This is a genomic window from Leisingera daeponensis (assembly GCF_019801465.1).
GTDB classification, from domain to species: domain Bacteria; phylum Pseudomonadota; class Alphaproteobacteria; order Rhodobacterales; family Rhodobacteraceae; genus Leisingera; species Leisingera daeponensis_A.
In genome coordinates this window covers 82221-103819 of record NZ_JAHVJA010000011.1, presented here as the reverse complement: position 1 = coordinate 103819, position 21599 = coordinate 82221, and the positions used below count along the sequence as shown (strand labels likewise).

Below are 21599 nucleotides of genomic sequence, written 5' to 3'. Positions count from 1 at the left end.
ATTCTTAGTATTTTAGTGGGATTTGCGGTTTCCGGCGGGCAACCGCCGGAAACCGCAGGGCCGGATGGGCCTTAGAACTTGAGCGTGGCAACAACCGAGATGTTGCGGCCCGGTTCGTTGAAGGCGGTGATGGTCGAGGACGTGTATTCAGTGCCGTAGGTCGAGCGGTCGGCGTAGCGCTTGTCGAACACGTTGTCGACGGCGGCGCGGATGGTCAGGTTGTCCAGCGACGGCGGGCTGTATTCGGCAAAGAGGTTCAGCACCCCGTAGCCCGGCTGCTTCTGGGTGTAGCTCTCGTAGACGCCGTTGTCGTTGGACAGCGCCGCCTCGACGCTGCCGCCGACCAGCAGGTTCATCGCGGCGATTTCCTGCTGCAGTTCGAAGGCCAGCACTTTTCCGATCGGGGTGCCGGAGTCGACCAGGAAGAAGCTTTCCGCCGGGCCGCCGTTGAATTCGACATCGCTGTTGTTCATGGTGAAGCGGGCGAAGCCGCTGTCCCAGCCGTAAGTGGCGGCGATGTTGAAGCCCTTGCTTTCGAAGTCGTTGGTGACAACGGCATTGCCGGAGACGCCGCGCACGTTGTCGATATTGGTCTTGAACAGCTCGCCGCCCAGGGTCCAGCTGCCGCGCTGCCAGTCGGCGCCGACGACGATGTTTTTGGCGCGCGAGGATTGCAGGTCGGAGTAGTCCCAGGCCTGATAGAACAGGAAGTTGTCTTCCAGATCGTAGCCGCCGAAGACATTGGAGTAGCCGGCCCGCAGCGACAGCGAGTCGGTCAGGTCATAGACCAGCGACAGGTTGCCGCTTGCGCCCGAGGTGGAGCCGGTGAAGGCGGTGCCGGACTGCGCGAAGTCCTGGCCGGTGAAGTCCTGCCAGTCATAGCGCAGACCCGCCGAGACGCTGAGGCGGTCGGTGGGCTCAAGCCGGGCCTGGGCGAAGATGCCGAGGTTCTTGCTTTCCTCGCCGGTCTTGCCGTTGGTCCAGGTGGCGTTCACCGAGCTTTCGCGGACCTGGTAGTCGACACCTGCCGTGATGGTGTTGCTGTCCGACAGGTGGAAGTCGTTCTGCAGCGTCAGCGCGTAGGTGTTGGAGCTGGTCGCGGTGGAATCCCCGAACGGGTCGCTGGGGCGGTCGACGTTGATTTCGGAAAAGCCGAGGGTCGCCGACGGGTCCCAGAGGCCGGTTTCATTGCCGCTTTCGTAGCGCAGCGAGGCGATGCGGCGTCTGGTGTTGTAGGGCGCGAAGCCGCGGCTGCTGGCGCCGAAGTTGGGCTGGAAGTTGCGGATTTCGTTGTCCTGCACCTCTTGCAGCGACAGTTCGATGCGGTCGCCCTGATCGCCCTCATAGGCGAATTTCAGCAGGCCCGCGGACAGGTTCGCGGCGGAGCCGGACATTTCGTTGCCGTCGCCGTCCTCGTAATTGCCGCCGGTGGCGCGCTTGGCGTAGCCGAGGATTTCAAAGCCGCCGCTGCGGCCTGCCAGGGTCAGCGAGCCCTGGGCGGTGTTGCCGTTGCTGGAATAGGACAGGCGGGACTGGCCGCCGAAGGTTTCGCCGTCCTCCAGGATGTCCTCGGCGTCGATGGTTTCCATCACCACCCGGCCGGCCAGCGCACGGGGTCCGGCATCGGCGGGGGCGACGCCGGGGTCGACGCGCACCGATTTCATCAGGCCGGGGTCGAAGGCGTTGGCGCTGACGTGGTGGAAGGTGCGGTTGTTCTGGCTGACGCCGTCGACCTGCACCGCCAGGTTCAGCATGTCGACGCCGTTGACGAAGATCTTCTGCGCAATCGGGATGCCGCCGCCGACGGAGACCGAGGCGATGCCTGCAAAAAGGTCCTTGAGATCGCCCATTGCGGCGCGTTCGATTTCGGCGTCGGCGACATAGATCGAGGTGGCGCGGTCGGCGGCGTTGCCGATCGGATCGCGCTGCTTGACCACGATCGGGTCGAGCGACAGGATCTCGTCGTCTTCTGCCAGCGCGGCGGAGGCGGTGATGAGTGTGAGCGCGGTGCTGCAGAGCAGCCCGGACAGGCGGATGCTGGAAGTTCGTGCCATGATTAACCCGTGTTCTTGGAGCTGTTAGCTTGGGTTAATTCCTGGCTCGCCTTGTCAAAGGCCTGCGCCTCATAGGCAGGAAATCGCCGGGGTGCAAGGGGGTATTGTTGACTGAATTACTTTGCCATGCGCTGTTGCAGCTTTGCCCCGACGGGCGCGCAGCGGCTGCGGGGCCGCTGCGCGCGGGCGTCACTTGGCGGACGCGAAGGACATCAGCGCATAGGTGATCTGGGCGGTGGTGAACTCCGACACCCGGCTGTCCGCCGTCGGGGCCAGCTCCACCACGTCGCAGCCTGCCAGATTGCGGCCCGCCAGCGCAGAGCGCACGATGTTGAGTGCCTGGTAGTAGCCGAGGCCGCCGGGGACGGGCGTGCCGGTGGCGGGCAGGATGGCCGGGTCCAGCCCGTCGACGTCAAAGCTGACGTAGACGTCCTGCGGGAAATCCTTGGGCAGGGTCACGGACTGGATATTGCCGGTGACAAGCTCCTCGGCGTCGATGGAGACCACGTTGCAGGCGGCGCGGCGGTCGACCTCCTCCTGGCTCATGGCGCGGACGCCGTACTGGGCGATGCGGACACCGTCTTCCTCTGCCAAGAGTTGCATCACCGAGGCGTGGGAGTGGCGTTCGTCCTGATAGGCCTTGCGCAGGTCGGCGTGGGCGTCGATCTGGACGATGCCGACGGGGCGCCCCAGCGCGCGGGCAACACCGCGCACCGCGCCGTAGCTGAGGGCGTGCTCGCCGCCCAGTGTCACCGGCACCGCGCCCGCGGCCACCGCGGCCTCGGTGCGGGCGGCGATGCGCTCCATCACCTGGGGCAGCGGGCCGGTACAGTCAACGGCGTCCTCGGTCACGATGCCGGCGGCGCAGGGTTCGCTGTCGCGGTAGAGGCGTTCCAGCTCGACGCTGGCTTCAAGGATGGCCTCCGGGCCGCCCTCGGTGCCGCCGCCGTAGGAGACGGTGCGCTCCAGCGGCACCGGGATCACCCGGAAGCGGGCAGTGGCGGGATCGCGTTCGGCGTCGCTCAGTTCGCCTTCGAGGAAATAGGTCATGACAGGCGGTCCTTGAAATCGTCATAGGAGGGGGTGCGCAGGAGTTTCAGCGCGTCGGTATCGGAGTTCCACAGCGCAATCGCGGGCAGGGGAACGCCGTTGAAAGTGTTGGTCTTGACCATCGAGTAATGCGACTGGTCGAGGAAGGCGATGCGGTCGCCGGGCTGGGGCGGCGCGGCAAAGCCGTAGTCGCCGATCACGTCGCCGGCCAGGCAGGACGGCCCGCCGAGCCGGTGCGGCGGCACGTCCGACACTTCGCCCAGGAGGTCGGGGCGGTAAGGGGCCTCGATCACGTCGGGCATGTGGCAGGTGGCGGAGATATCGGTGATCGCCAGCGGCATGGCGTTTTCCGCCACATCCAGGATCTCCCCCACCAGGATGCCGGAATGCAGCGCCACCGCCTCACCCGGTTCGATGAAGACCTCGACATCGTAGGTTTCGCGGATATGGCGGATCAGGGCGATCAGCCCGTCGCGGTTGTAATCCGGCATGGTGATGTGGTGGCCGCCGCCGAGGTTGATCCATTTCAGCTGCTTGAGGCGGGCGCCCATCTTCTCTTCCAGCGCGGCGAAGGTGCGCTGCAGCGGCTCGAACAGCTGTTCGCAGAGCGTGTGCATGTGCAGGCCCTCGACGCCCTCCCAGTCCTGTTCTGTCAACTGGGATACCGGCGTGCCGAGGCGTGAGCAGGGGGCGGTAGGGTCGTATTTCTCGTTCCAGCCCTCGGAATGCTCCGGGTTCACGCGCAGGCCGATGGAGATGCTCTCGCCGCCTGCGCGGGCCTCGGCGATCAGCGGTGCGAAGCGGCGGTGCTGGGCCGGGGAGTTGAAGATCAGGTGATCCGACAGGCGGATGATTTCCGGCAGGTCGGCGGCCTTGAAGCCCGCGGAATAGGTGGTGACCTCGCCGCCGAATTCCTCGCGCGCCAGCCGCGCCTCGTAAAGGCCGGAGGCGCAGGTGCCGGACAGGTAGCGCCGGACCAAGGGGGCGACAGCAAACATCGAGAACGCCTTGAGCGCAAGGAGGACATTGGCGCCGGAGGCATCCGCCACCTGTTTCAGGATCGTCAGGTTACGCTCGACCGCGGCCTCATCCACCACGAAACAGGGCGAGGGCACACGGTGCAGGTCGAAACGGGCAAAGCTTTCGGTGGAGAGCGCTTTGATGTCCATGGCGGGGTCTTTCGTTGCGGCGGGAACGGAAAGGGCCGGCTTCTGAAGAAACCAGCCCGAAATGTCTGGCCGCGGGCAGTGGATGCCCGCAGCCGGTGTCTTGGAGTGCCTAGAACTCCGGGTGGCCGTCCAGTTCGACCACCTGCCAGGGCAGGCCGTCGGTGTTCAGCATGTCCATGAAGGCATCCGGGTCCAGCTGTTCGGTGTTCCACACGCCCGGCTCGCGCCAAGTGCCGTTCATCACCATCGCCGCGCCGATCATCGCGGGCACGCCGGTGGTGTAGGCCACCGCCTGGCTGCCGACCTCGGCATAGCATTCCTCGTGGTCGCAGATGTTGTAGATGTAATAGGTCTTCTCTGCGCCGCCGTCCTTGGCCGGGCCGGTGATGATGTCGCCGATGCAGGTCTTGCCCTTGGTCAGCTCACCCAGTTCGGAGGGGTCCGGCAGAACGGTTTTCAGGAACTGCAGCGGGATGATTTCCTGGCCGTTGTGCATCACCGGCTCGATGCCGGTCATGCCGACGTTCTGCAGCACGGTGACGTGGTTGATGTAGGCGTCGCCGAAGGTCATCCAGAAGCGGGCGCGCTCGATCTCGGGGAAGTGGGTCGACAGCGACTCCAGCTCCTCGTGGTACATCAGGTACATGTTCTTCTTGCCCACGGCAGGGAAGTCGAACTCGTGCTTGTGGGTCATTGCCGGGGTTTCGACCCAGGCGCCGTTTTCCCAGTGGCGGGCCGGGGCGGTGACTTCGCGGATGTTGATTTCCGGGTTGAAGTTGGTGGCGAACGGCTTGCCGTTGTCGCCGCCGTTGCAGTCCAGCACGTCGATCAGGCGGATGCCCTCCAGCTTGTGCTTGCGCACCCAGGTGGCCATGATCGAGGTGACGCCCGGGTCAAAGCCTGCGCCCAGGATCGCGGTCAGGCCGGCTTTCTTGAAGCGCTCCTGATAGGCCCACTGCCATTTGTATTCGAACTTGGCCTCGTCCTCGGGCTCATAGTTGGCGGTGTCGAGATAGTGGATGCCGGCCTCGAGGCAGGCGTCCATCAGCACCAGGTCCTGGTAGGGCAGGGCCAGGTTGACCAGCAGCTCGGCGCCGGTTTCCTTGATCAGCGCCACGGTGTCGGCGACCTTCATCGCGTCCAGCTGGGCAGTGCGGATGGTGACGCCGGTGCGTTCCTTGACGTTGGCGGCAATGTCCTCGCACTTGGAGACCGTGCGGCTGGCCAGGGTGATCTCCTTAAAGATCTCCGGGTGCATCGCCATTTTGGTGACAGTGACGGATCCGACGCCGCCGGCGCCAACAACCAGAACCTTTTCCATGTGTTTGTTCCTTTGCAGAAGGGGCCGAGGCCCCGGTGTTCCGATGTGCCCCTGGGTCGTCTTCCGGGGGGCGGCTTCAGTCGAAATATGTGCTGCCGGCCAGGCTGTCCTTGTAGGCGGCAATCATTTGCCGGCGCTCTGCGGCGTTGACCTTGCCGGACTTCACGGCCCGTTCCACCCGTTTGCGGAAGGTTTCCAGGCAGAGCCGCGGGTCGTATTCGACATAGGACAGCACCTCGGCAATGGTGTCGGCCTCGGTTTCGTGCTCGATATCAAAGCCGCCCTGGCCGTCCAGCGAGATGGTGACCACGTTGGCATCGCCAAAGAGGTTGTGCAAGTCGCCGAGCGTCTCCTGGTAGGCGCCGACAAAGAACACGCCGATCAGATAGTGCTCACCCTCGCGCAGGTCGTGCACCGGCAGCGCGTTGGCGGTGCCGTCGGCGAGGATGAAGTGATCCAGCTTGCCGTCGCTGTCGCAGGTGATGTCGGTGATCATCGCGTTGCGCGACGGCAGCTCGTTCAGGCGCTGAATCGGCATCATCGGGTGCAGCTGGTCGATGGCCCAGACGTCCGGCAGCGACTGAAACAGCGAGAAGTTGCCCTGGTAGTGGTCGGTGAAGGCGCCGAGCGCGCTGGCGGCTTCGGACAGGGTCTCGTCCCCGCGCGCCGCCGCCTTGAACAGGCCCGCCAGATACAGGAACCCCTGTTCGGCGCGCGACAGCTGCTCCAGCCCGATCTGGCCGCGGCGGAACAGCGCCCGCAGCTCGTCCCGGTAATAGATCGCGTCGTTCAGCGCCTCCTGAAAGCGCGGCCCGCCGATGTAGGCCTCCACCGCCATCAGGTCCGAGACCAGGTGGTGGTCGTCGGGCCGCACCTCCGGCTTTTCCGGCGCGTCATAAAGCGTGGCGCCCAGAACCTCGAAGATGAAGATCGAGGAATGCGCCACCACGAACCGGCCGCTTTCGGTGACGATGGTGGGGTGGGCGATGCCCGCCTCATCCAGCGCGTAGCGGATGGTTTCGACGATGTTGGTGCAATATTCGTTGACGGTGTAATTGACCGAGTTCTCGTCCGGGCGGCGCTCGCCGGTGTAATCGACGCCAAGGCCGCCGCCGAGGTCCATATGGGTCAGCGGCGCGCCCATGCGGGTCAGTTCTACAAAGAAGCGGCAGGCTTCGTCCGCGGCGCGGCGGATGTCGAAGATGTTGGGCACCTGGCTGCCCAGGTGGCTGTGCTGCAGCACCAGGCAGTCGAGGAAGCCGCTGTCGCGCAGGCGGCCCATCAGCGTCACCAGGTCATGCGCGCCAAGGCCGAAGGTGGAGCGGTCGCCGGAGCTTTCCTGCCATTTGCCGGTGACGCGTTCAGTCAGCTTGACCCGCACGCCGAGCAGCGGGCGGATGCCCAGATCCTCGGCCACCCGGCGGATGATCTCGAACTCGTCCAGCGTTTCGATCACGATCACCGTGTTGTGGCCGAGCTTGCGCGACAGGATCGCCAGCCGGATGAAGGCTTCGTCCTTGGAGCCGTTGCAGATCAGCAGCGCGTCTTCGGGCAGCGGCTGCGACAGGGCGATCATCAGCTCGGGCTTGGAGCCTGCCTCCAGCCCGTAGCTGAACTTCTGGCCTGCGGCCATCAGATGCCCGATCACCTCGGCCTGCTGGTTCACCTTGATCGGGAACACGCCGCGGTAGCGGCCCTTGTAGCCCGCGTTCTCGATGGCGCTGTTGAAGGCCTCGTGCAGCTGGGTCAGGGACTGCTCCAGGAACTGATGCACCCGCAGCACCACCGGCGCCGAGATGCCGCGCGCCTCGATTGCCGCGATCACCTCCGGCAGCGGGGTCGGCTTGGCGTCCGGCGCCTGCGGCACCCGCAGCGCCACGGCGCCGTCCGGGGTGACCTCCAGCATGCCGCTGCCCCAGGCGTCGAGGCCGTAGAGGCCCTCGAAGGTCTCTGCCGCGCCGCTCATCGGCTGCGCACCCGTGCAGGGCGTTTCGAAAAATCTGAGGGGGAGAGCCGGTGCGGCATCGCGGGGCCTTTCTGTCCAGAGTTGTTGGGCTGGGAGGTGCAAAGCTGACGGTTCGGGTCGAAGCCTTATCAGGTGCAGGACCGTGCGGTGGCCGCCTCCTTACAATCGGCGTTCCGCTGCATCAAGAGGTTTTCTGCCGCCAGGACGGTGATTTGCGCGCCTTCGCCTGACTGCCGCGGCAGCAGGCCGCCAGGACGCATGCGGCGGCGGAACAGCGGATCTGGACTTTTGCAGCACTAGCCAGTAAGCCCCCCTTGATTTTGAGCAAGCCGTCACAGCCAGCCAAATTCCATCTCTTCAGAGGACAGGAAATGGCACATTGGAAGGTTTTGCAACTGGCCGCACCGGTTTTTTTCGCGCTGGCAGGCGCGGCGGCGGCGCAGGAAGTAACCATAGAAACGGCACGGGGCCGCGTCGAGCTGCCTGAAATTCCTGAAAGAATCGTGGTTCTGGACATCGCGGCCGCGGACACGCTGGCGGCGCTCGGAGTGCAGCCCGCCGGGGTGCCTGCCAACATGTATGTCAGCTATCTGGACGGTTTGCAGGCAAAGGCGGCCTCCGCGGGCACGCTGTTCGAGCCGGATTACGAGGCGATCGCCATGCTGGCGCCGGATCTCATTGTGGCGGGCGGGCGGTCCTCAACCCAGGTGGCGCCGCTGTCGGAGATCGCGCCGGCCATCGATATGACGATCTGGGGCACCGACCTGACGGTGCAGGCGCTGGCGCGGCTGCGGGACTATGGCCGGCTGACCGGGCGCGAAGCGCAGGCGGCAGACCTGGAGGCGGCCTTCAACGCCCGGCTGGAGGACGCCAGGGCGGCGGTGGCAGGGCGCGGCGATGCGCTGATCGTGATGACGAACGGGCCGCGGGTCTCGGCCTATGGCGCGCATTCGCGGTTCGGCTGGCTGCACCAGGCGCTGGAGCTGCCGGAGGCGGTGCCGGATCTGGATGCGCAGACCCATGGCGAGGCGGTGTCGTTCGAGTTCATTGCCGCCGCCGATCCCGACTGGCTGATCGTGGTCGACCGGGCGCTGGCGCTGGGGCAGAGCAATCAGGCCGCAAAGGTCACGCTGGACAATGCGCTGGTGGCTGGCACCACGGCCTGGAAGACGGGGCAGGTGATCTATCTGAACCCCGCGAATGTCTATGTGGCGGGCGGCGGCATCCAGTCGATGACGGCCACGCTGGAGGAAATCCGCAGCGGGTTTGCGCAGGGCGTTAAAGCTGGTGGCTGATCTGACCGCCCCCGTTTCAGCTGCGCCGCGCCGCTGGCTGCTGCTGGCGGCGGTGCTGCTGGTGCCGTTGGCCGTGGTCAGCCTGCTGGTGGGGGCCGGGCCGCTGCCGCTTGGCTCCTTGCTGAGCGATCCGCAGGCGCTGCAGGTGCTGGCCGTCAGCCGCATCCCGCGCACCGCCGCGGTGCTGCTGACCGGCGCCGCGATGGCGGTGGCGGGGGTGATCATGCAGCTCCTGGTGCGCAACAGGTTTGTCGAGCCGGGCACCACCGGCACCAGCGAGGCGGCGATGCTGGGCCTGTTGGCGGTGACGCTGCTGGCGCCTGCCGCCCCCATACCGGTCAAGATGCTGGCGGCGGCGGCGGCGGCGCTGGCGGGCACCGGCGTGTTCATGCTGCTGGCCCGCCGCATCCCGCCGCAGCAGGTGCTGCTGATCCCGCTTTCCGGCCTGATCTATGGCGGGCTGCTGATGGCCTGCGCCACCTTCATCGCCATCGAGGGCGGGCTGCTGCAATACCTTGGCGTCTGGATGAGCGGCGAGTTCTCCGGCATCCTGGCGGGGCGCTACGAGCTGTTGTGGCTGGCGGGCGGGCTGGCGCTGCTGAGCTATTTCGCGGCCGACCAGTTCACCATCGCGGGCCTGGGCCGTGACGTCAGCCTGAACCTGGGCCTGCGCTACGGGCAGGTGCTGGGGTTCGGCATCGTCACCGTGTCGCTGGTGTCGTCGCTGGTGATCGTGACCGTTGGAATGCTGCCCTTCGTCGGGCTGGTGGTGCCCAATCTGGTGTCGCGCCTGATGGGCGACAACCTGCGCGAAAGCCTGCCCGTGGTGGCCGCTGCCGGCGCCGGGCTGCTGCTGATCTGCGATATTCTGGGGCGGCTGCTGCGCTATCCCTACGAGATCCCGGCCGGCACCGTTTTCGGCATCTTCGGCGCCGCGGTGTTCCTCTATCTGCTGCTGGGGCGGCGGGCCGATGGCTGAGCGGCGGCTTGTTGCCCTGGGCGGCCTGCTGGCGGCGGCAGCGGCGCTGTTCTTGTTCTGGGGGCTGCGCGGGCCGAGCGCCTATATCCTGGAGCTGCGGCTGGTCAAGCTGGCGGCGCTGCTGGCGGTGGGCGCCGCGGCCGGGGTGGCGACGGTGCTGTTCCAGACCCTCAGCCAGAACCGCATCCTGACGCCTTCTATCATGGGGTTTGATGCGCTGTTCCTGCTGCTGCAGACCGGTCTGGTGGCGGGGCTGGGGGCTGCGGGCGCCAGCCGTATCAGCGGCCTGCCGGGGTTCGCGCTGGAGACCGCGGTGATGCTGGCGGCGGCGCTGGCGCTGTTCACCGCCCTGCTGGGCCGCACCCGCCATGACATCCAGCTGATGGTGCTGGCGGGTGTGGTGCTGGGGGTGATGTTCCGCACCCTCACCGCCTTTCTGCAGCGGCTGATGGACCCGTCGGAATTCACCATGGTCGAGGCCCGGATGTTTGCCCAGTTCAGCGGCATCGACCGCGCTGCGCTGCTCGCGGGGCTGGGGCTGATGGCGCTGGCGGGCCTATGGCTCCTGCGCAATCACCATGTGCTGGACGTGGCCGCCCTGGGCCGCGGTCCGGCGCGCAGCCTGGGCGTGGCCTATGACCGGCTGCAGCTGCGGGTGCTGTGCCTGATTGCGGCGCTGGTCTCGGTCGCGACCGCGCTGGTCGGGCCGATGGCCTTTCTGGGGCTGCTGGTCTCCAGCCTTGCCCACAGCCTGATGCAGAGCCACCGCCACGCGCTGCTGCTGCCCGCCGCGGCGCTCATCGGGGCGCTCATTCTGGTGGCGGGCCAGACCGTGTTCGAGCGCCTGCTGCATCTGCAATCCACCCTGGCGGTTGTCATCGAGTTCTGCGGCGGCTTCCTATTCCTGTTCCTGCTGGTGAAAGGCAAAATCCGGTGATTGAAATCTCAGGCCTCCGCTTCGGCCCCGCTGCGCATCCCATCCTGCACGGCATTGACGCCGCAATTCCGGCGGGCCGGATCACCGCGCTGATCGGCCCCAACGGCGCGGGCAAGTCGACGCTGCTGAACCTGATCGCCCGGCAGCTGGCGCCTGCCGGCGGCAGCATCCGGCTGGACGGGCAGGACCTGCTGCAGGCGGAGCCTTCGCAGCTGGCCCGCAGGATGGCGGTGGTGGCGCAGCAGGCCAGCGTCGGCAGCCGGGTCCGGGTCCGGGACCTGATCGGCTTCGGCCGCTGGCCGCACTGCCGGGGGCGGCTTGGCGCGGCGGACCGCGCCGCGGTCCGCGATGCGGTGGCGCTGTTCGGCCTCGAGGGGCTGGAGCAGCGGTTTCTGGATGAGCTGTCGGGCGGCCAGCGGCAGCGGGCCTTCATCGCGATGGCCTATGCGCAGGACACGGACTGGCTGCTGCTGGACGAGCCGCTGAACAATCTCGACCTGCACCACGCCCGCAACCTGATGGCGCAGCTGCGCCAACTTGCCCAAGCGCGGGGCAAGGGCATTGTGATCGTGGTGCATGACCTGAATTACGCGATCAGCTGGTCGGATCATGTGGTTGCGCTGCAGGGCGGGCGGGTTGCCTTTCAGGGGCCGGTGGCGGAGGCCGCCACGGCGGAGCGGCTGACCGCGCTGTACCGGACGCCGGTGATGCTCACCCTATTGGACGGGCGGCCGTTCGCGCAGTACCACCGGTAGCGGCCAAAGCGGCTGCCCGGAAGCGGCAAATCCCTGCAGGCGCGGGGCTGAACGGCGCCTGATCGGTGGCATTTTAGTTAAACGCAGCTTGGCGGCGCTGCGGCGGCAACTCAAAGTTAACGCGGCCGTGCAACGGTTTATTGCATTTTCACAGGCGCCGGGTCCCACCATGAAGCTGAAGCGAACGGCGCGGGTTGCGGCAGGCATTGCCTGCCTTGGTGCCGCGTTCATGATATTTGCACCGCACGTGACGAGTTATATTTCACGGGCCGCGGTGGTCAACGCACCCATCATTTCCGTCAAAAGCCCTTTTGACGGTGCGCTGATGTCGGACGCGCTGGCGCCTGCGACGCCTGTGCTGCCGGCCACGGCAATCGTCGAGCTGCAGGCGTCGCGCTCCAGCCGGACCGAGCTTGCGCGGCTGGAAGCCAGAATCGGGATCCTGTCCCGTGAAGAGACTTCGATCAGCAGGGAAATTGCCGCCCTGACCCGGCTCGACCAGCAGCTTCTGGTTCGGATGGGGCAGGTGCAGACGCTGGCCCGGCAGGTGCTGGAGGCGCAGCTGAGCGGATTGCGCGGTGAGCTGGCGGCCGCGCGCGAGCGGCAGGAGCGGCTGGCGCGGGATGCCGAGAGGCTCGGCCGGTTGTCGGACAACGGGTCGGTGCCGCAGACCCAGGCCGACACGGCGGTTTCGCTCGCGGCGGAGGCAAACGGCGAGGTGATCCGGCTGGCTGCGGCGGTGGAGGAAACGGTGCGGAGCATGGCCGGGATCAAGGACGGCATCCTGCCGGGGCTGGGCACCGAGGACGGCAGCTATGCCCGGCAGCGCCGGGACGAGGTCGCGATCCGGCTGGCAGACCTCAAGGGCCGCAAAGCCCGGGCCGCCGCACAGCGCGCCGGCCTTCTGCAGGAGGCGGAGGCGCTGCGCAAGGAAGTGGACCGGTTTGACCGGTTTGCCCCGCAACTGCCCACCGGCACGGTGGTCTGGTCGGCAACCCCGGCCAAGGGGGCGGTGATTGCCTCGGGGGACGAAGTTCTGCAGCTGCTCGATTGCTCGCGCAGGTTCGTCGAGGTGTTCGTGCATGAAACCGCGTTTGAGGCCATCCGCCCCGGCGATACCGCGCGGGTGCGGCTGCGCGGCTCTGACCAGTCGTTCCACGCCACCGTCGAGGCGCTGCGGGGCGCCGGCAGCCAGCGGGCCACCGGGCTGCTCGCCGCCGAGCCGGAGAACCTCACCGAAGGCAGCCTGTCGGTGATGCTGCGCCTTGCCCCGGCGGATGTGGCGAAGGCGGGCGTGGCGCAGAATTTCTGCGATGTCGGGCGCACCGCCGAAGTGCGCTTTGACCGCGGTTTCGGCAGCATGCTGACGGTTGCGGGCCTCTGGTTCGAGGAACTGCTGCGCGGCATCGCGCCGCCGCTCGCCGGTGCGTTGTCCCCTGAGGAGGGCGGCCCTCCGGATGCAGGCTGAATCCCTTGTCCCCCTGCTGCTGATTACTGCGGCGATCCTGCTGTTCGGCAACCGGTGGCAGAACAGCCACTGGGCCGACCGGCTGGTGGTGGCAGGGCTGGCCGTGGTGATCCTGCGCTATCTGGAGTGGCGGCTGTTCGAGACGGTGCTGCCGGCGGGCGTTTTCAGCGTCACCGGTCTGTTTGTCTGGTCGGTCTTCATCGTCGAGATGCTGGCCTGGCTCGATACCGCTGTGCTGTATGCCTACATGCTGCGCCGGACCAACCGCACGCCGGAAGCGGACCTCCACGAGGCGCGGCTGCGCGCCATGCCTGCTGCGGATCTGCCCGAGGTTGACGTTTTCATTGCCACCTACAACGAGCCCGCCGAGGTGCTGGAGAAGACAATTGTCGGCGCCGTGGAGCTGGACTGGCCGCAGGCAAAGCTCAATGTCTGGGTGCTGGATGACGGGCGGCGCGGCTGGCTGCAGCGCATGAGCGAACGGCTGGGGGCCGGCTATCTGACTCGCGCCGACAACGCCCATGCCAAGGCCGGCAATATCAATGCCGCGGTCGCGCGCACCTCCGCCCCCTTCTTCCTGGTGCTGGATGCGGATTTCATACCGCAGCGGAATTTCCTTTACCGGGCGATGGGGTTCTTTGCGGATCCTGAAATCGGGATCGTTCAGATCCCGCACAACTTCTTCAACCCCGATCCGATGCAGGCGTCGCTGAACATGAGCAAGGTCATGCCCGACGACCAGCGCTTCTTCTTCGAAGCGATCATGCCGGGGCGCGACGGCTATGACTGCGCCTTCTGCTGCGGGTCCAACGGCATCGTGCGGCGCAGCGCGCTGGAGGAGATCGGCAACAAGCTGCCCTCCGGCTCGATCACCGAGGACATGCTGCTGACGCTTGCCCTGAAGCGCAAGGGCTATGTCACCCGCTATCTGGATGAGCGGCTGGCGTTCGGCCTGGCGCCGGAGAACATCAACGCCTTTTTCATCCAGCGGGCGCGGTGGGCGCGCGGCGCGATACAGATCATGTTCCTGCGCGAAGGCCCTTTTGGCGGGCCGGGGCTGAAATGGCACGAGCGCCTGTTCTTTCTGCCGTTCCACTGGATCACCCAGTCCTTCGGCCAGACCCTTGCCATGGTGACGCCGGCGGTTTTCCTGCTGACGGGCGTGCCGCCGCTGGTCAATTCCTCTGCAGACACCGTGATGTCCTACCAGATACCCGCGATTGTCGCGGCCATTGCCGCGGTCCGGCATTTCGCGCCCGGAAAATATCATCCGCTGGCGACGATGGCGCATGGCGTGCTGCAGGCTTTCCGGCTGCTGCCGGTCGTGGTTGCCACGTTGCTGAAGCCGCATGGCCATGCGTTCAAGGTCACGCCCAAGGGCGGCGAGGGAACCGAGATACAGGACACCGCAACGGTTGCCATCTGTCTGCTGCTGTGCGGCCTGATGACGGCCGGCCTGGCGATCAATTCCAGCTACAACCACCAGATCATCGCCTTCAGCCACCTGATGCCGGTCGTCACCTTCTGGTCGATCGTCAACATGATCGTGCTGCTGCTGGTGGCGAAAATCGCCATCACGCCGCCGCTGCTGCGCAGCGAGGAGCGGTTTGAGCTGCATGAACCCGTGGTGCTGCACAGGGAGGGGGGCGCGCAGGCCCCGGGTGCAAGCCATGACATGTCGCTGAACGGTATGCAGGTGGAGCTGCAGCCGGACCCGGCGTGGCTGCCGGAGGCCGGTGAGTGGATCGGCGTGGAGATCGCCGGTGCCGGAGTCGTGCCGGCACAGTTCCGCCGCGTATTCCAGGAGACAAACGGCAGCCTGCGCGCCGGGCTGTCCTTTGCGCTGCCCGCGGCGCAGGAGCTGCCGGAGGCCCGGCAGGAGCACGTTGCAGCGGATGCGGCACTGGTGCGCCGGCGCCTGATCCGCAAGCTGTTTACCATGGACCGGGTGCGCAAGTTCGAAGATCAGGATGGCTGGCAGATCGGGTTCGCCATGCTGCAGAGCATTGTGGCGCGCGAAAAATCCGTCCCGGCGGTGCCGCAGGGCGGCCGGTCTGCCGCCCGCGCGGAGGTGCCCGATTGGCTGCGGGCGCTGCAGGTGCAGACCGAGCCGGCCCTGGATGACGAATGGCGTGCGGTGCTGCAGGCCCAGGAAGCGGGCAGGAAAGACAGTTCTGCCGCCTGAGCCCGCCCGCCGGAATGGCCGCGTCGCGCTGTTGCGCCCTGCCGCTATCCGCGGGCCGGGGGTCCGGCCCCGGCGCTGAGCCGCAGCACGCGCCGGGCTTTCTCGACCACCGGCAGGTCAATCATCTTGTTGTCGAGCGAAACGGCGCCCAGGCCCTTGGCGAGGGATTTTTCGTAGGCTTCGACAATCCGTCTGGCGTGCGTCACGGCGCCTTCGGAAGGAGTGAATGCGGCGTTCAGCGGGGACACCTGTGACGGGTGGATTGCAAAGCCGCCTTCGAATCCGAGCCGTGCGGATCTTTCCGCTGTCGTGCTGAACGCGCCGATGTCGTTGTACCGGGCGATGCTGCCGGCATAGCCCAGGGGGATCTTGCCGGCGGCGCGCGCTGCGGTCACGATCTGCTGGCTCGGGTACAGCAGGCTGTCCCAGTCCGGCTCCATGCCCATTTCCAGGCAGAAATCCTCGGTGCCGAGGTTCAGGGCAATCAAGCGCGGGTGGGCCGCGGCAATGGCAGGCGCATTGAGCAGACCGGCCGGGCTTTCGATCAGGCCGATCAGGGAGAGGCCGTCGCACCCCTCGGCTGAGATGAATTTGGCGGCTTGCCGCACAAATGCCGGGTCTTCCACCTTGGGCAGGATCACGAAATCGGCCCCGGCCCCGGTGGCCGCTTCGAGATCGTCGTCCACCAGCGAGTCCTCGTTGTTTATCCGCACGGCCACGGCTTTACCCCTGTCATGCAGACGGGCTGCAGCGGCCGGGAGCATCTGCCGCGCCTGGTCCTTTCCTGCTGGCGGCACAGCGTCTTCAAGATCCAGGATTACGACATCCGCCGCGGTTGCGGCCGCCTTGCCGACATAGGCCTCGACATGGCCGGGAATGTAGAGCAGCGATCTGAGGGCGGCGGGTTTCATCTGGCGGCCGCTCTCAACGATGGCGAGACCTGATCCAGCAATCCGGTGTCCAGCAAGGGGGTGGCGCCGTCCGCCGAGAGATAGGCCCGGGCAAGCTCTGCGGAGCAGCCGCAGGCCTGAACCTTCTGCATCAGATCGGCTTCGGTCATCGGCATGGACGAGCCGCCCGGAACAAAGGTCATGTCGTGGCTGATCACCCGGCCGCTTTTCAGTCCGATGGTGATCCTTTCGGGCGTGGTGGGGCCGATATCGCCGGTATCGCCCTTCGGCAGGTCATAGAGCTCCAGTTCGATCGATGCCGCCAGCTCCCGGCGCCGGGGATCGTTGAAGCCTTCGGGGCCGAAGTCGCCGGGCGTCACTCTGCCTTCCAGCAGGCCGACGGCGGTGCAGTAGCGGACCGAGAAGCGGGCTTCGGCATCGTTGCCGGGCACGCCGAAGCCGGCAACGCGGTGGAAGGGCGCCGGCATGCGGATATTGACCGATGCGATGTCGCTGGGCCTTTGAATCTGCCGGCTCAGTTCAATCGCGCCATGAATGGGACGCTGGGTGTAGGCGCAGCTGGGCCAGAGCTTACGGATGACCGGGTACTGCCTGACGGCCTGCCCCAGTTCCATTGTCTTCATCATTTCGCGGAACCCGATCGATTCCGGCGTGCCGTAAACCTTGGTGAAGCCGAATTCGGAGTCCCAGAGGTTGCAGTTCCCGGTGGCGTCCGCGCGGCCAAGCAGCGCGGCGCGCAGGCCGGCCTCGGCCGCCAGCCCGGTATGGAGGGCCTTGGCGTCATAGCCGATCTGGGTCAGCAGGCCGGAGGAGGAGGAGGCCGCCAGCGCCATGGCATTGGACATCTGGCGCGCCGTCAGCCCCAGCGCCTTGGAAACCGCCGCTGCGGTTCCGATCGGGCCCAGGGTGGAGGTGGAGTGCCAGCCGATGTCGTAATGGCCGTATCCCAGCGCCTTGCCCATCCAGATGATGGTCTCGTACCCGACAATCCAGGCATCGCTGATCTGGTCGATTGTCATCGGCACCTTGTGCGCCAGGCTCAGCAGAGCGCTGAGCACCGGCGCGCTGGCATGGCTCGACCCGGACAGTTCATAGTCGTCGAAGTCGAGGGCCGCCGCCCGCGCGCCGTTGGCCAGCGCCGCGCCGGTTATCGACAGCATGCTGCCGCCGCCGACCGGGGGCACCGAGCCTTGTTTCAGGCCGAACAGCATCGCATCGGATGCGGCAACGGCCTGACGCGCCGCCGCGCCGAGCACCATGCAGGACAGCGTGTCGATCAGGGTGAACCGGGCCTGTTCCCTGACGTATTCATCAATGCCCAGCTCGGCCTGCGCGGCCCATGAGGCGAGCCGCTCGGAGAAGTTCAGCACGTTGGGCTTTGCCATGGCTGGATCAGTGTCGGGTTTCGGTTGCATTGGCCGGGACCTTAGAAAGCTGCTGTCGCCTGCATCGCCTTGACCCCGTCGTGACGGCGGGCCCAAAGCTGCATGGCGTCGTTTTCGCGGTTGCCTGCGAGCTGGAACGGATCCATCCCGGCCAGAGGCGCAAGCCCCCGGAACGCGAAGGTTTTCGGTGTTTTCCCCATGGTGCGCTGCGCAAGATCGATCAGCAGGGTGGCGGTCAGCGGCCCATGGAAGACAAGCCCGCCGTAGCCTTCGACGGCGCGGGCGTAGTCGACGTCATAGTGGACCCGGTGCCCGTTGAAGGTCAGGGCGGAGTAGCGGAAAAGCATGACCTGGGACGGCGAAACGGTTTCCATGACCTCCGCGCTGGCCGGAGCTTGAGCGGCGGCAGGCTGCGGCGCGTCCGGACACGGGTCTTCGCGGTAGACAATGTCGTGCTCCTCGGTCAGGGCAAGCGTACCGTCCTCCAGGAACAGTTCGTGCAGGACGGTCACGAAGCACAGCGCGCCGCTGCGCCCGTTCTTTTCGGCAATGTGCTTGATGGTGGAGCGCTTGCTGGCCCGGGAGCCGAGCGGGATGCCGGCATGGAAAGCGAACCTGCCGCCGGCCCACATGCGGCGGGGCAGGGCGACCGGCGGCAGGAAGCCGCCCTTTTCCGGGTGGCCGTCGCGGCCGAGCTCGCTGAGCGGCTTGGCTTCGAGAAAATAGAGCCAGTGCCAAAGCGGAGGCAGCGCATCCCCGGCTTGCAGCGCCGGGTCCCGGCCGATGGTGGCCTGCATGAAGCGGGCAGGTTCGGCGCGCAGGGTGTCGTGATGGGTTTCAGAGCGTCCGATCCAGGAGTCTACGGATTGCGGCATCTGTTATGAACCTCTTGCTTCGGTCTGGCGAATTCAGCGCGCAGGGCGGCGCCGTGCTGGTTGATCGCCGGGGCGGCGGAAGGCGGGCTGGAGTGCTCAGCGTCCAGCCAGCGGATCGGCGCAGCCGGGATCGCGATCGTCTCGTTGTCTTCAGTTGTCACGTCGCGGCGGCGCAACGCGGGGTGCCGGCCCAGGTCCTCGACGCTGTTGACGGCCCCGAAGGCGATGTTTGCCGCGGCAAGCCGGCTGCGGAATTCTTCGAGGGTCAGCTCGCGGGACACCCGGGCGATCAGCTGCTCCAGCGCGCCGCGGTTGGCCACCCGGCTGTTGTTGGAGGCAAATCGCGGGTCTTTTCCGGCGGAGTCAGAACGCAGGACGTCCCGGCAGAACCGCTGCCATTCGCGCTCGTTCTGGATGGCGATCAGGGTCAGGGCGTCTTCGCGGGTCTCAAACGCTCCGTAGGGGGCCATGCTGGGGTGGCGCAGTCCCACCCGCTTGGGGGCGCCGGCGCCGTGTTCGCTGTGAATGAGCGGGACGCTCATCCAGTCGGCGGCAACGTCGAACAGGGAGACGGCCACTGCCGCGCCCTCGCCGGTGCGCCCGCGGCGCATCAGCGCCTCCAGCACGGCGGCGTGACAGGTCATGCCGGCGCCGATGTCGCAGATGGAAACGCCGATCCGCCCCATTTCATTCGCGCCGCCGCTGACGCCGGTGAGGCCGGATTCCGCCTGAATGAGAAAATCATAGGCCTTCAGGTGCTTGACCGCTTCGCTTTCGCCGTAGCCGGTGATGTCCACCGTGATCAGCTGCGGGTGTCTCCGGCGCAGGTCCGCCGAACCGAAACCGGCGCGGGCCATGGCGCCGGGCGCCAGATTCTGAATGAAGACATCGGCGCAGGCAATGATCCGGTCCAGCAGTGCGGCGTCTTCCGGGGCGCGAAAATCCAGTGCCAGCGATTCCTTGCCCTGGTTCGTCCAGGCGAAATAGGAGCTGGAGCCTCTGGCCGCGCGGTCATAGCCGCGGGCAAAGTCGCCTTCCGTGCGTTCGATCTTGATGACCCGCGCGCCGGCTTCGGCCAGCCGTGCCGTGCACAGCGGCGCTGCCAGAGCCTGTTCGACGGAGACCACGGTGATATCTTCAAGCGGCTTCATTTCAGTGTCCTAGCTTCGGCTTGTCCCGCAACGGTTTACAATGCGGCCGAATGGAAGAAAATTCATTGCTTGTGCTGTTTCTGTTTAGTTATTTCTAACAGCATGGCGATTCACAGACTTCCTCCGCTGCATGCGCTGCATGCGCTGCATGTGTTTGAAACCGTGGCCAGGCTGGGCGGGGTGCGCGCGGCCGCCGCCGAGCTGAATGTCACCCCGCCGGCGGTGAGCCACCAGCTGGACAAGCTCGAAGGCTTTCTTGGGGCGCCGCTGTTCATCCGCAGAGGGCGCAACCTGGTTTTGACCGAAGGCGCCCGCGACTACCTGACCGAAGTGCGCCCGGGCCTGGAGGCGATCAGCCGTGCCACGTCTGTTGCGACCCAGGAATCGCAGCGCGAAGTGCTGACGGTTGCGGCCCCGCCAACGCTGACGACGATGTGGCTGATACCCAAGCTGAGCGGTTTTTCGGAGGCTTTCCCGGAATATGATGTCCGGCTTCTGGACCGGATGACGTTCAATCCCGAAGAACGCGGCGTGGACATTGCCATCGAATACCGGTTCGAGCCGGATCCGGATCTGGTTTCGATGCAGGTCCTGTCCGATGAAGTGGTTGCCTTGACCAGTGCGGGCTATGCGGAAACGCATGGCATCGCGGGATTGGACGACCTTGAGGGGGTGACCCTGATCGAGACTGAGCGCCGCCTGACGTCGTGGAAGAAGATCCTGGCGGGGCGGTCCTGGCTTAAACATCAGCGGTTTCTTTCGGTCAGCTATTCGCTTCACGCGTTTGAGGCGGCCGCGCGGGGCAGCGGCGTTGCTCTGGGCAACCGTGCCAATGCCGAGCGAATGCTGGCGGAGGGGCGTTTGTGCATGCCGTTCGAACTGCCGCCGGAAATGCTGCCGCCAGCGCCCCGCTATTTCATGAGTGCCGTGTCCCACCGGCAGCGCCAGCCGAGGGTGCGGGCGTTCTGGGATTGGCTGCTTGGTGAAATCGCCAAATAGCGGGCGGGGCCGAGGGCGCGCCATTGCTGCGGCGCAAGGGCCGAAAGAGCGCCGGGCGCTAACAGGACGGGGCGCTGCGGGAGGCCACGGCCTTGCGGTCGGCGGTTGGCCGCTCCCCGAAGCGGCGGCAGTAGTGTTTCGAGAAATTGGCAACGCTGGCGAAACCGGTGGCCACGGCCGTCTCAAGGATGGACATGTCGGTCCCCAGCAGCAGCGCGCGGGCGCGATCCAGCCTCAGATTGCGGTAATACTGCAAAGGGGTCGTCTCCAGGTGCCGTTTGAACAGGCGTTCGATCTGGCGCATGGAAATGGACTCCTCCCTGACCAGATCGCTGAGCGGCACCGGGCTGTGAATGGTCTGTTCCATCTTGTTCACAAGGCTCACGATCGCGGGATGGCGGCTGCCGACCCGCTTGGAAACCGGATGCCGCTGCGCGCGGCTGTGGTCGGTGCCGAAGTCGTGCAGACAGAATTCGGCAACGCGTCGGGCGGTCTCAAAGCCGAAGTCCTCCTGGATCGCCGAGAGAGCGAAATCCAGGCTGGCGCTGCCGCCGGCGCTGCAGGAAAACGTGTCGCCGGACAGGGTGCGCGCGTTGCGGCAGTTAATGTCCTGGAACGTTTCCTCGAACACCGGGAACAGCGACCAGTGCAGGGTCAGGTCGGCATCGGCCGCAAGCCCGGCCCGGGCAAGCGTGAAGGCGCCGGTGCCGATAGCCGCCACCGCCCCCCCGAAGCGCCCATGCCTGCGCAGCCACTGCAATGTCTGTGCCGAGGCCTCCATATAGCCTGTGCCGCCCGAGCACACGACCAGGCAGTCCGGCTGCCGGGCCGCCGCCAGACGGCCGCCGACCGGGAAGCTGATTCCGTTTGAACAGGCAACCGGCTCGCCGGTTTCGGAAACCACTGACCAGGAATAGGCGGGCGCGTCGGTCAGGCTGTTGAGCACGCGGAAGGGTTCGATGGCCGCGGTGAAATCCAGCATGTTCGCGCCGGAAAGGAGCAGGAACTGGAAATGGCGTAGGCCGGCTGTCTCGGCAGCGCAGGGGGCTTCGTCGCAGCGGAACCCGGCCGCGGATTTGGGGTCCAAATACATCTGTGA

The 21599-nt window shown here is 66.4% G+C and carries 17 protein-coding genes; 7 read left to right on the top strand and 10 right to left on the bottom strand.

Going from position 1 to position 21599, the window contains the following annotated elements; all coding sequences use genetic code 11:
* Positions 1-71 precede the first annotated feature (71 nt).
* From KUV26_RS19105 to speA, 5 genes are all read right to left on the bottom strand, one after another.
* Complete coding sequence (locus KUV26_RS19105) at positions 72-2054, bottom strand: TonB-dependent receptor plug domain-containing protein (RefSeq protein WP_222509587.1); 1983 nt, start codon at positions 2052-2054, stop codon at positions 72-74.
* Positions 2055-2243: 189 nt separating this feature from the next.
* Positions 2244-3104: an agmatinase gene (gene speB / locus KUV26_RS19100; RefSeq protein WP_222505137.1), complete on the bottom strand. Its 861-nt coding sequence runs from the start codon at positions 3102-3104 to the stop codon at positions 2244-2246.
* On the bottom strand, positions 3101-4273 hold the full coding sequence (locus tag KUV26_RS19095) for a carboxynorspermidine decarboxylase (protein ID WP_222509586.1): 1173 nt from the start codon (positions 4271-4273) through the stop codon (positions 3101-3103). Before KUV26_RS19095 ends, speB begins: the two co-directional genes overlap by 4 nt.
* A 109-nt stretch (positions 4274-4382) precedes the next feature.
* Positions 4383-5594: a saccharopine dehydrogenase family protein gene (locus KUV26_RS19090; protein WP_222505139.1), complete on the bottom strand. Its 1212-nt coding sequence runs from the start codon at positions 5592-5594 to the stop codon at positions 4383-4385.
* Between the two features lie 76 nt (positions 5595-5670).
* Positions 5671-7560 (bottom strand): biosynthetic arginine decarboxylase, encoded by a 1890-nt coding sequence (gene speA, locus KUV26_RS19085; protein WP_222509585.1) that lies wholly within the window; start codon positions 7558-7560, stop codon positions 5671-5673.
* Between the two features lie 371 nt (positions 7561-7931).
* Here speA and KUV26_RS19080 point away from each other — a divergent pair, with 371 nt between their 5' ends.
* The 6 genes from KUV26_RS19080 (at position 7932) to KUV26_RS19055 (ending at position 15179) form a co-directional block, all read left to right on the top strand.
* Complete coding sequence (locus KUV26_RS19080) at positions 7932-8855, top strand: siderophore ABC transporter substrate-binding protein (RefSeq protein WP_222509584.1); 924 nt, start codon at positions 7932-7934, stop codon at positions 8853-8855.
* Complete coding sequence (locus KUV26_RS19075) at positions 8848-9834, top strand: ABC transporter permease (protein ID WP_222509583.1); 987 nt, start codon at positions 8848-8850, stop codon at positions 9832-9834. Before KUV26_RS19080 ends, KUV26_RS19075 begins: the two co-directional genes overlap by 8 nt.
* On the top strand, positions 9827-10771 hold the full coding sequence (locus KUV26_RS19070; protein WP_222509582.1) for an iron chelate uptake ABC transporter family permease subunit: 945 nt from the start codon (positions 9827-9829) through the stop codon (positions 10769-10771). Before KUV26_RS19075 ends, KUV26_RS19070 begins: the two co-directional genes overlap by 8 nt.
* Entirely contained in the window at positions 10768-11526 is a 759-nt protein-coding gene (locus tag KUV26_RS19065; protein WP_222509581.1) for an ATP-binding cassette domain-containing protein, read from the top strand. Before KUV26_RS19070 ends, KUV26_RS19065 begins: the two co-directional genes overlap by 4 nt.
* A gap of 247 nt (positions 11527-11773) precedes the next feature.
* Positions 11774-12994 (top strand): HlyD family efflux transporter periplasmic adaptor subunit, encoded by a 1221-nt coding sequence (locus tag KUV26_RS23820; RefSeq protein ID WP_222509580.1) that lies wholly within the window; start codon positions 11774-11776, stop codon positions 12992-12994.
* Positions 12984-15179: a glycosyltransferase family 2 protein gene (locus KUV26_RS19055; RefSeq protein WP_222509579.1), complete on the top strand. Its 2196-nt coding sequence runs from the start codon at positions 12984-12986 to the stop codon at positions 15177-15179. Before KUV26_RS23820 ends, KUV26_RS19055 begins: the two co-directional genes overlap by 11 nt.
* A gap of 44 nt (positions 15180-15223) precedes the next feature.
* Here KUV26_RS19055 and KUV26_RS19050 read toward each other — a convergent pair whose 3' ends face one another.
* Genes KUV26_RS19050 through KUV26_RS19035 form a run of 4 tightly spaced genes read right to left on the bottom strand, consistent with a single transcriptional unit; the run spans position 15224 to position 19501 of the window.
* Positions 15224-16090, bottom strand: a complete 867-nt coding sequence (locus KUV26_RS19050) for an HpcH/HpaI aldolase/citrate lyase family protein (protein WP_222509578.1) — start codon at positions 16088-16090, stop codon at positions 15224-15226.
* A complete protein-coding gene (locus KUV26_RS19045) occupies positions 16087-17475 on the bottom strand; it encodes an MmgE/PrpD family protein (RefSeq protein WP_222509577.1) in 1389 nt (462 codons plus the stop codon). Before KUV26_RS19045 ends, KUV26_RS19050 begins: the two co-directional genes overlap by 4 nt.
* A 41-nt stretch (positions 17476-17516) precedes the next feature.
* Complete coding sequence (locus tag KUV26_RS19040) at positions 17517-18350, bottom strand: MaoC family dehydratase N-terminal domain-containing protein (RefSeq protein WP_222509576.1); 834 nt, start codon at positions 18348-18350, stop codon at positions 17517-17519.
* Positions 18335-19501 carry a CaiB/BaiF CoA transferase family protein gene (locus tag KUV26_RS19035; protein WP_222509575.1) on the bottom strand — a complete coding sequence of 389 codons (1167 nt, stop codon included), beginning with the start codon at positions 19499-19501 and terminating at the stop codon, positions 18335-18337. The genes KUV26_RS19040 and KUV26_RS19035 overlap by 16 nt, the downstream gene beginning before the upstream one ends.
* 102 nt (positions 19502-19603) lie before the next feature.
* On the opposite strand from KUV26_RS19035, the gene KUV26_RS19030 reads away from it, so the two are divergent.
* A complete protein-coding gene (locus KUV26_RS19030; RefSeq protein WP_222509574.1) occupies positions 19604-20500 on the top strand; it encodes a LysR substrate-binding domain-containing protein in 897 nt (298 codons plus the stop codon).
* 58 nt (positions 20501-20558) lie between these two features.
* Here the strand turns inward: KUV26_RS19030 and KUV26_RS19025 are convergent, their stop codons facing one another.
* Positions 20559-21593, bottom strand: coding sequence for a GlxA family transcriptional regulator (locus KUV26_RS19025; protein ID WP_222509573.1), 1035 nt, complete (start codon positions 21591-21593; stop codon positions 20559-20561).
* Positions 21594-21599 lie beyond the last annotated feature (6 nt).

Bases quoted from the DNA above. Each gene is read 5' to 3' on its own strand.
- KUV26_RS19105 (WP_222509587.1), bottom strand. From the start codon at position 2,054: ATGGCACGAACTTCCAGCATCCGCCTGTCCGGGCTGCTCTGCAGCACC.
- speB (WP_222505137.1), bottom strand. From the start codon at position 3,104: ATGACCTATTTCCTCGAAGGCGAACTGAGCGACGCCGAACGCGATCCC.
- KUV26_RS19095 (WP_222509586.1), bottom strand. From the start codon at position 4,273: ATGGACATCAAAGCGCTCTCCACCGAAAGCTTTGCCCGTTTCGACCTG.
- KUV26_RS19090 (WP_222505139.1), bottom strand. From the start codon at position 5,594: ATGGAAAAGGTTCTGGTTGTTGGCGCCGGCGGCGTCGGATCCGTCACT.
- speA (WP_222509585.1), bottom strand. From the start codon at position 7,560: ATGAGCGGCGCGGCAGAGACCTTCGAGGGCCTCTACGGCCTCGACGCC.
- KUV26_RS19080 (WP_222509584.1), top strand. From the start codon at position 7,932: ATGGCACATTGGAAGGTTTTGCAACTGGCCGCACCGGTTTTTTTCGCG.
- KUV26_RS19070 (WP_222509582.1), top strand. From the start codon at position 9,827: ATGGCTGAGCGGCGGCTTGTTGCCCTGGGCGGCCTGCTGGCGGCGGCA.
- KUV26_RS19055 (WP_222509579.1), top strand. From the start codon at position 12,984: ATGCAGGCTGAATCCCTTGTCCCCCTGCTGCTGATTACTGCGGCGATC.
- KUV26_RS19050 (WP_222509578.1), bottom strand. From the start codon at position 16,090: ATGAAACCCGCCGCCCTCAGATCGCTGCTCTACATTCCCGGCCATGTC.
- KUV26_RS19045 (WP_222509577.1), bottom strand. From the start codon at position 17,475: ATGGCAAAGCCCAACGTGCTGAACTTCTCCGAGCGGCTCGCCTCATGG.
- KUV26_RS19040 (WP_222509576.1), bottom strand. From the start codon at position 18,350: ATGCCGCAATCCGTAGACTCCTGGATCGGACGCTCTGAAACCCATCAC.
- KUV26_RS19035 (WP_222509575.1), bottom strand. From the start codon at position 19,501: ATGAAGCCGCTTGAAGATATCACCGTGGTCTCCGTCGAACAGGCTCTG.
- KUV26_RS19030 (WP_222509574.1), top strand. From the start codon at position 19,604: ATGGCGATTCACAGACTTCCTCCGCTGCATGCGCTGCATGCGCTGCAT.
- KUV26_RS19025 (WP_222509573.1), bottom strand. From the start codon at position 21,593: ATGTATTTGGACCCCAAATCCGCGGCCGGGTTCCGCTGCGACGAAGCC.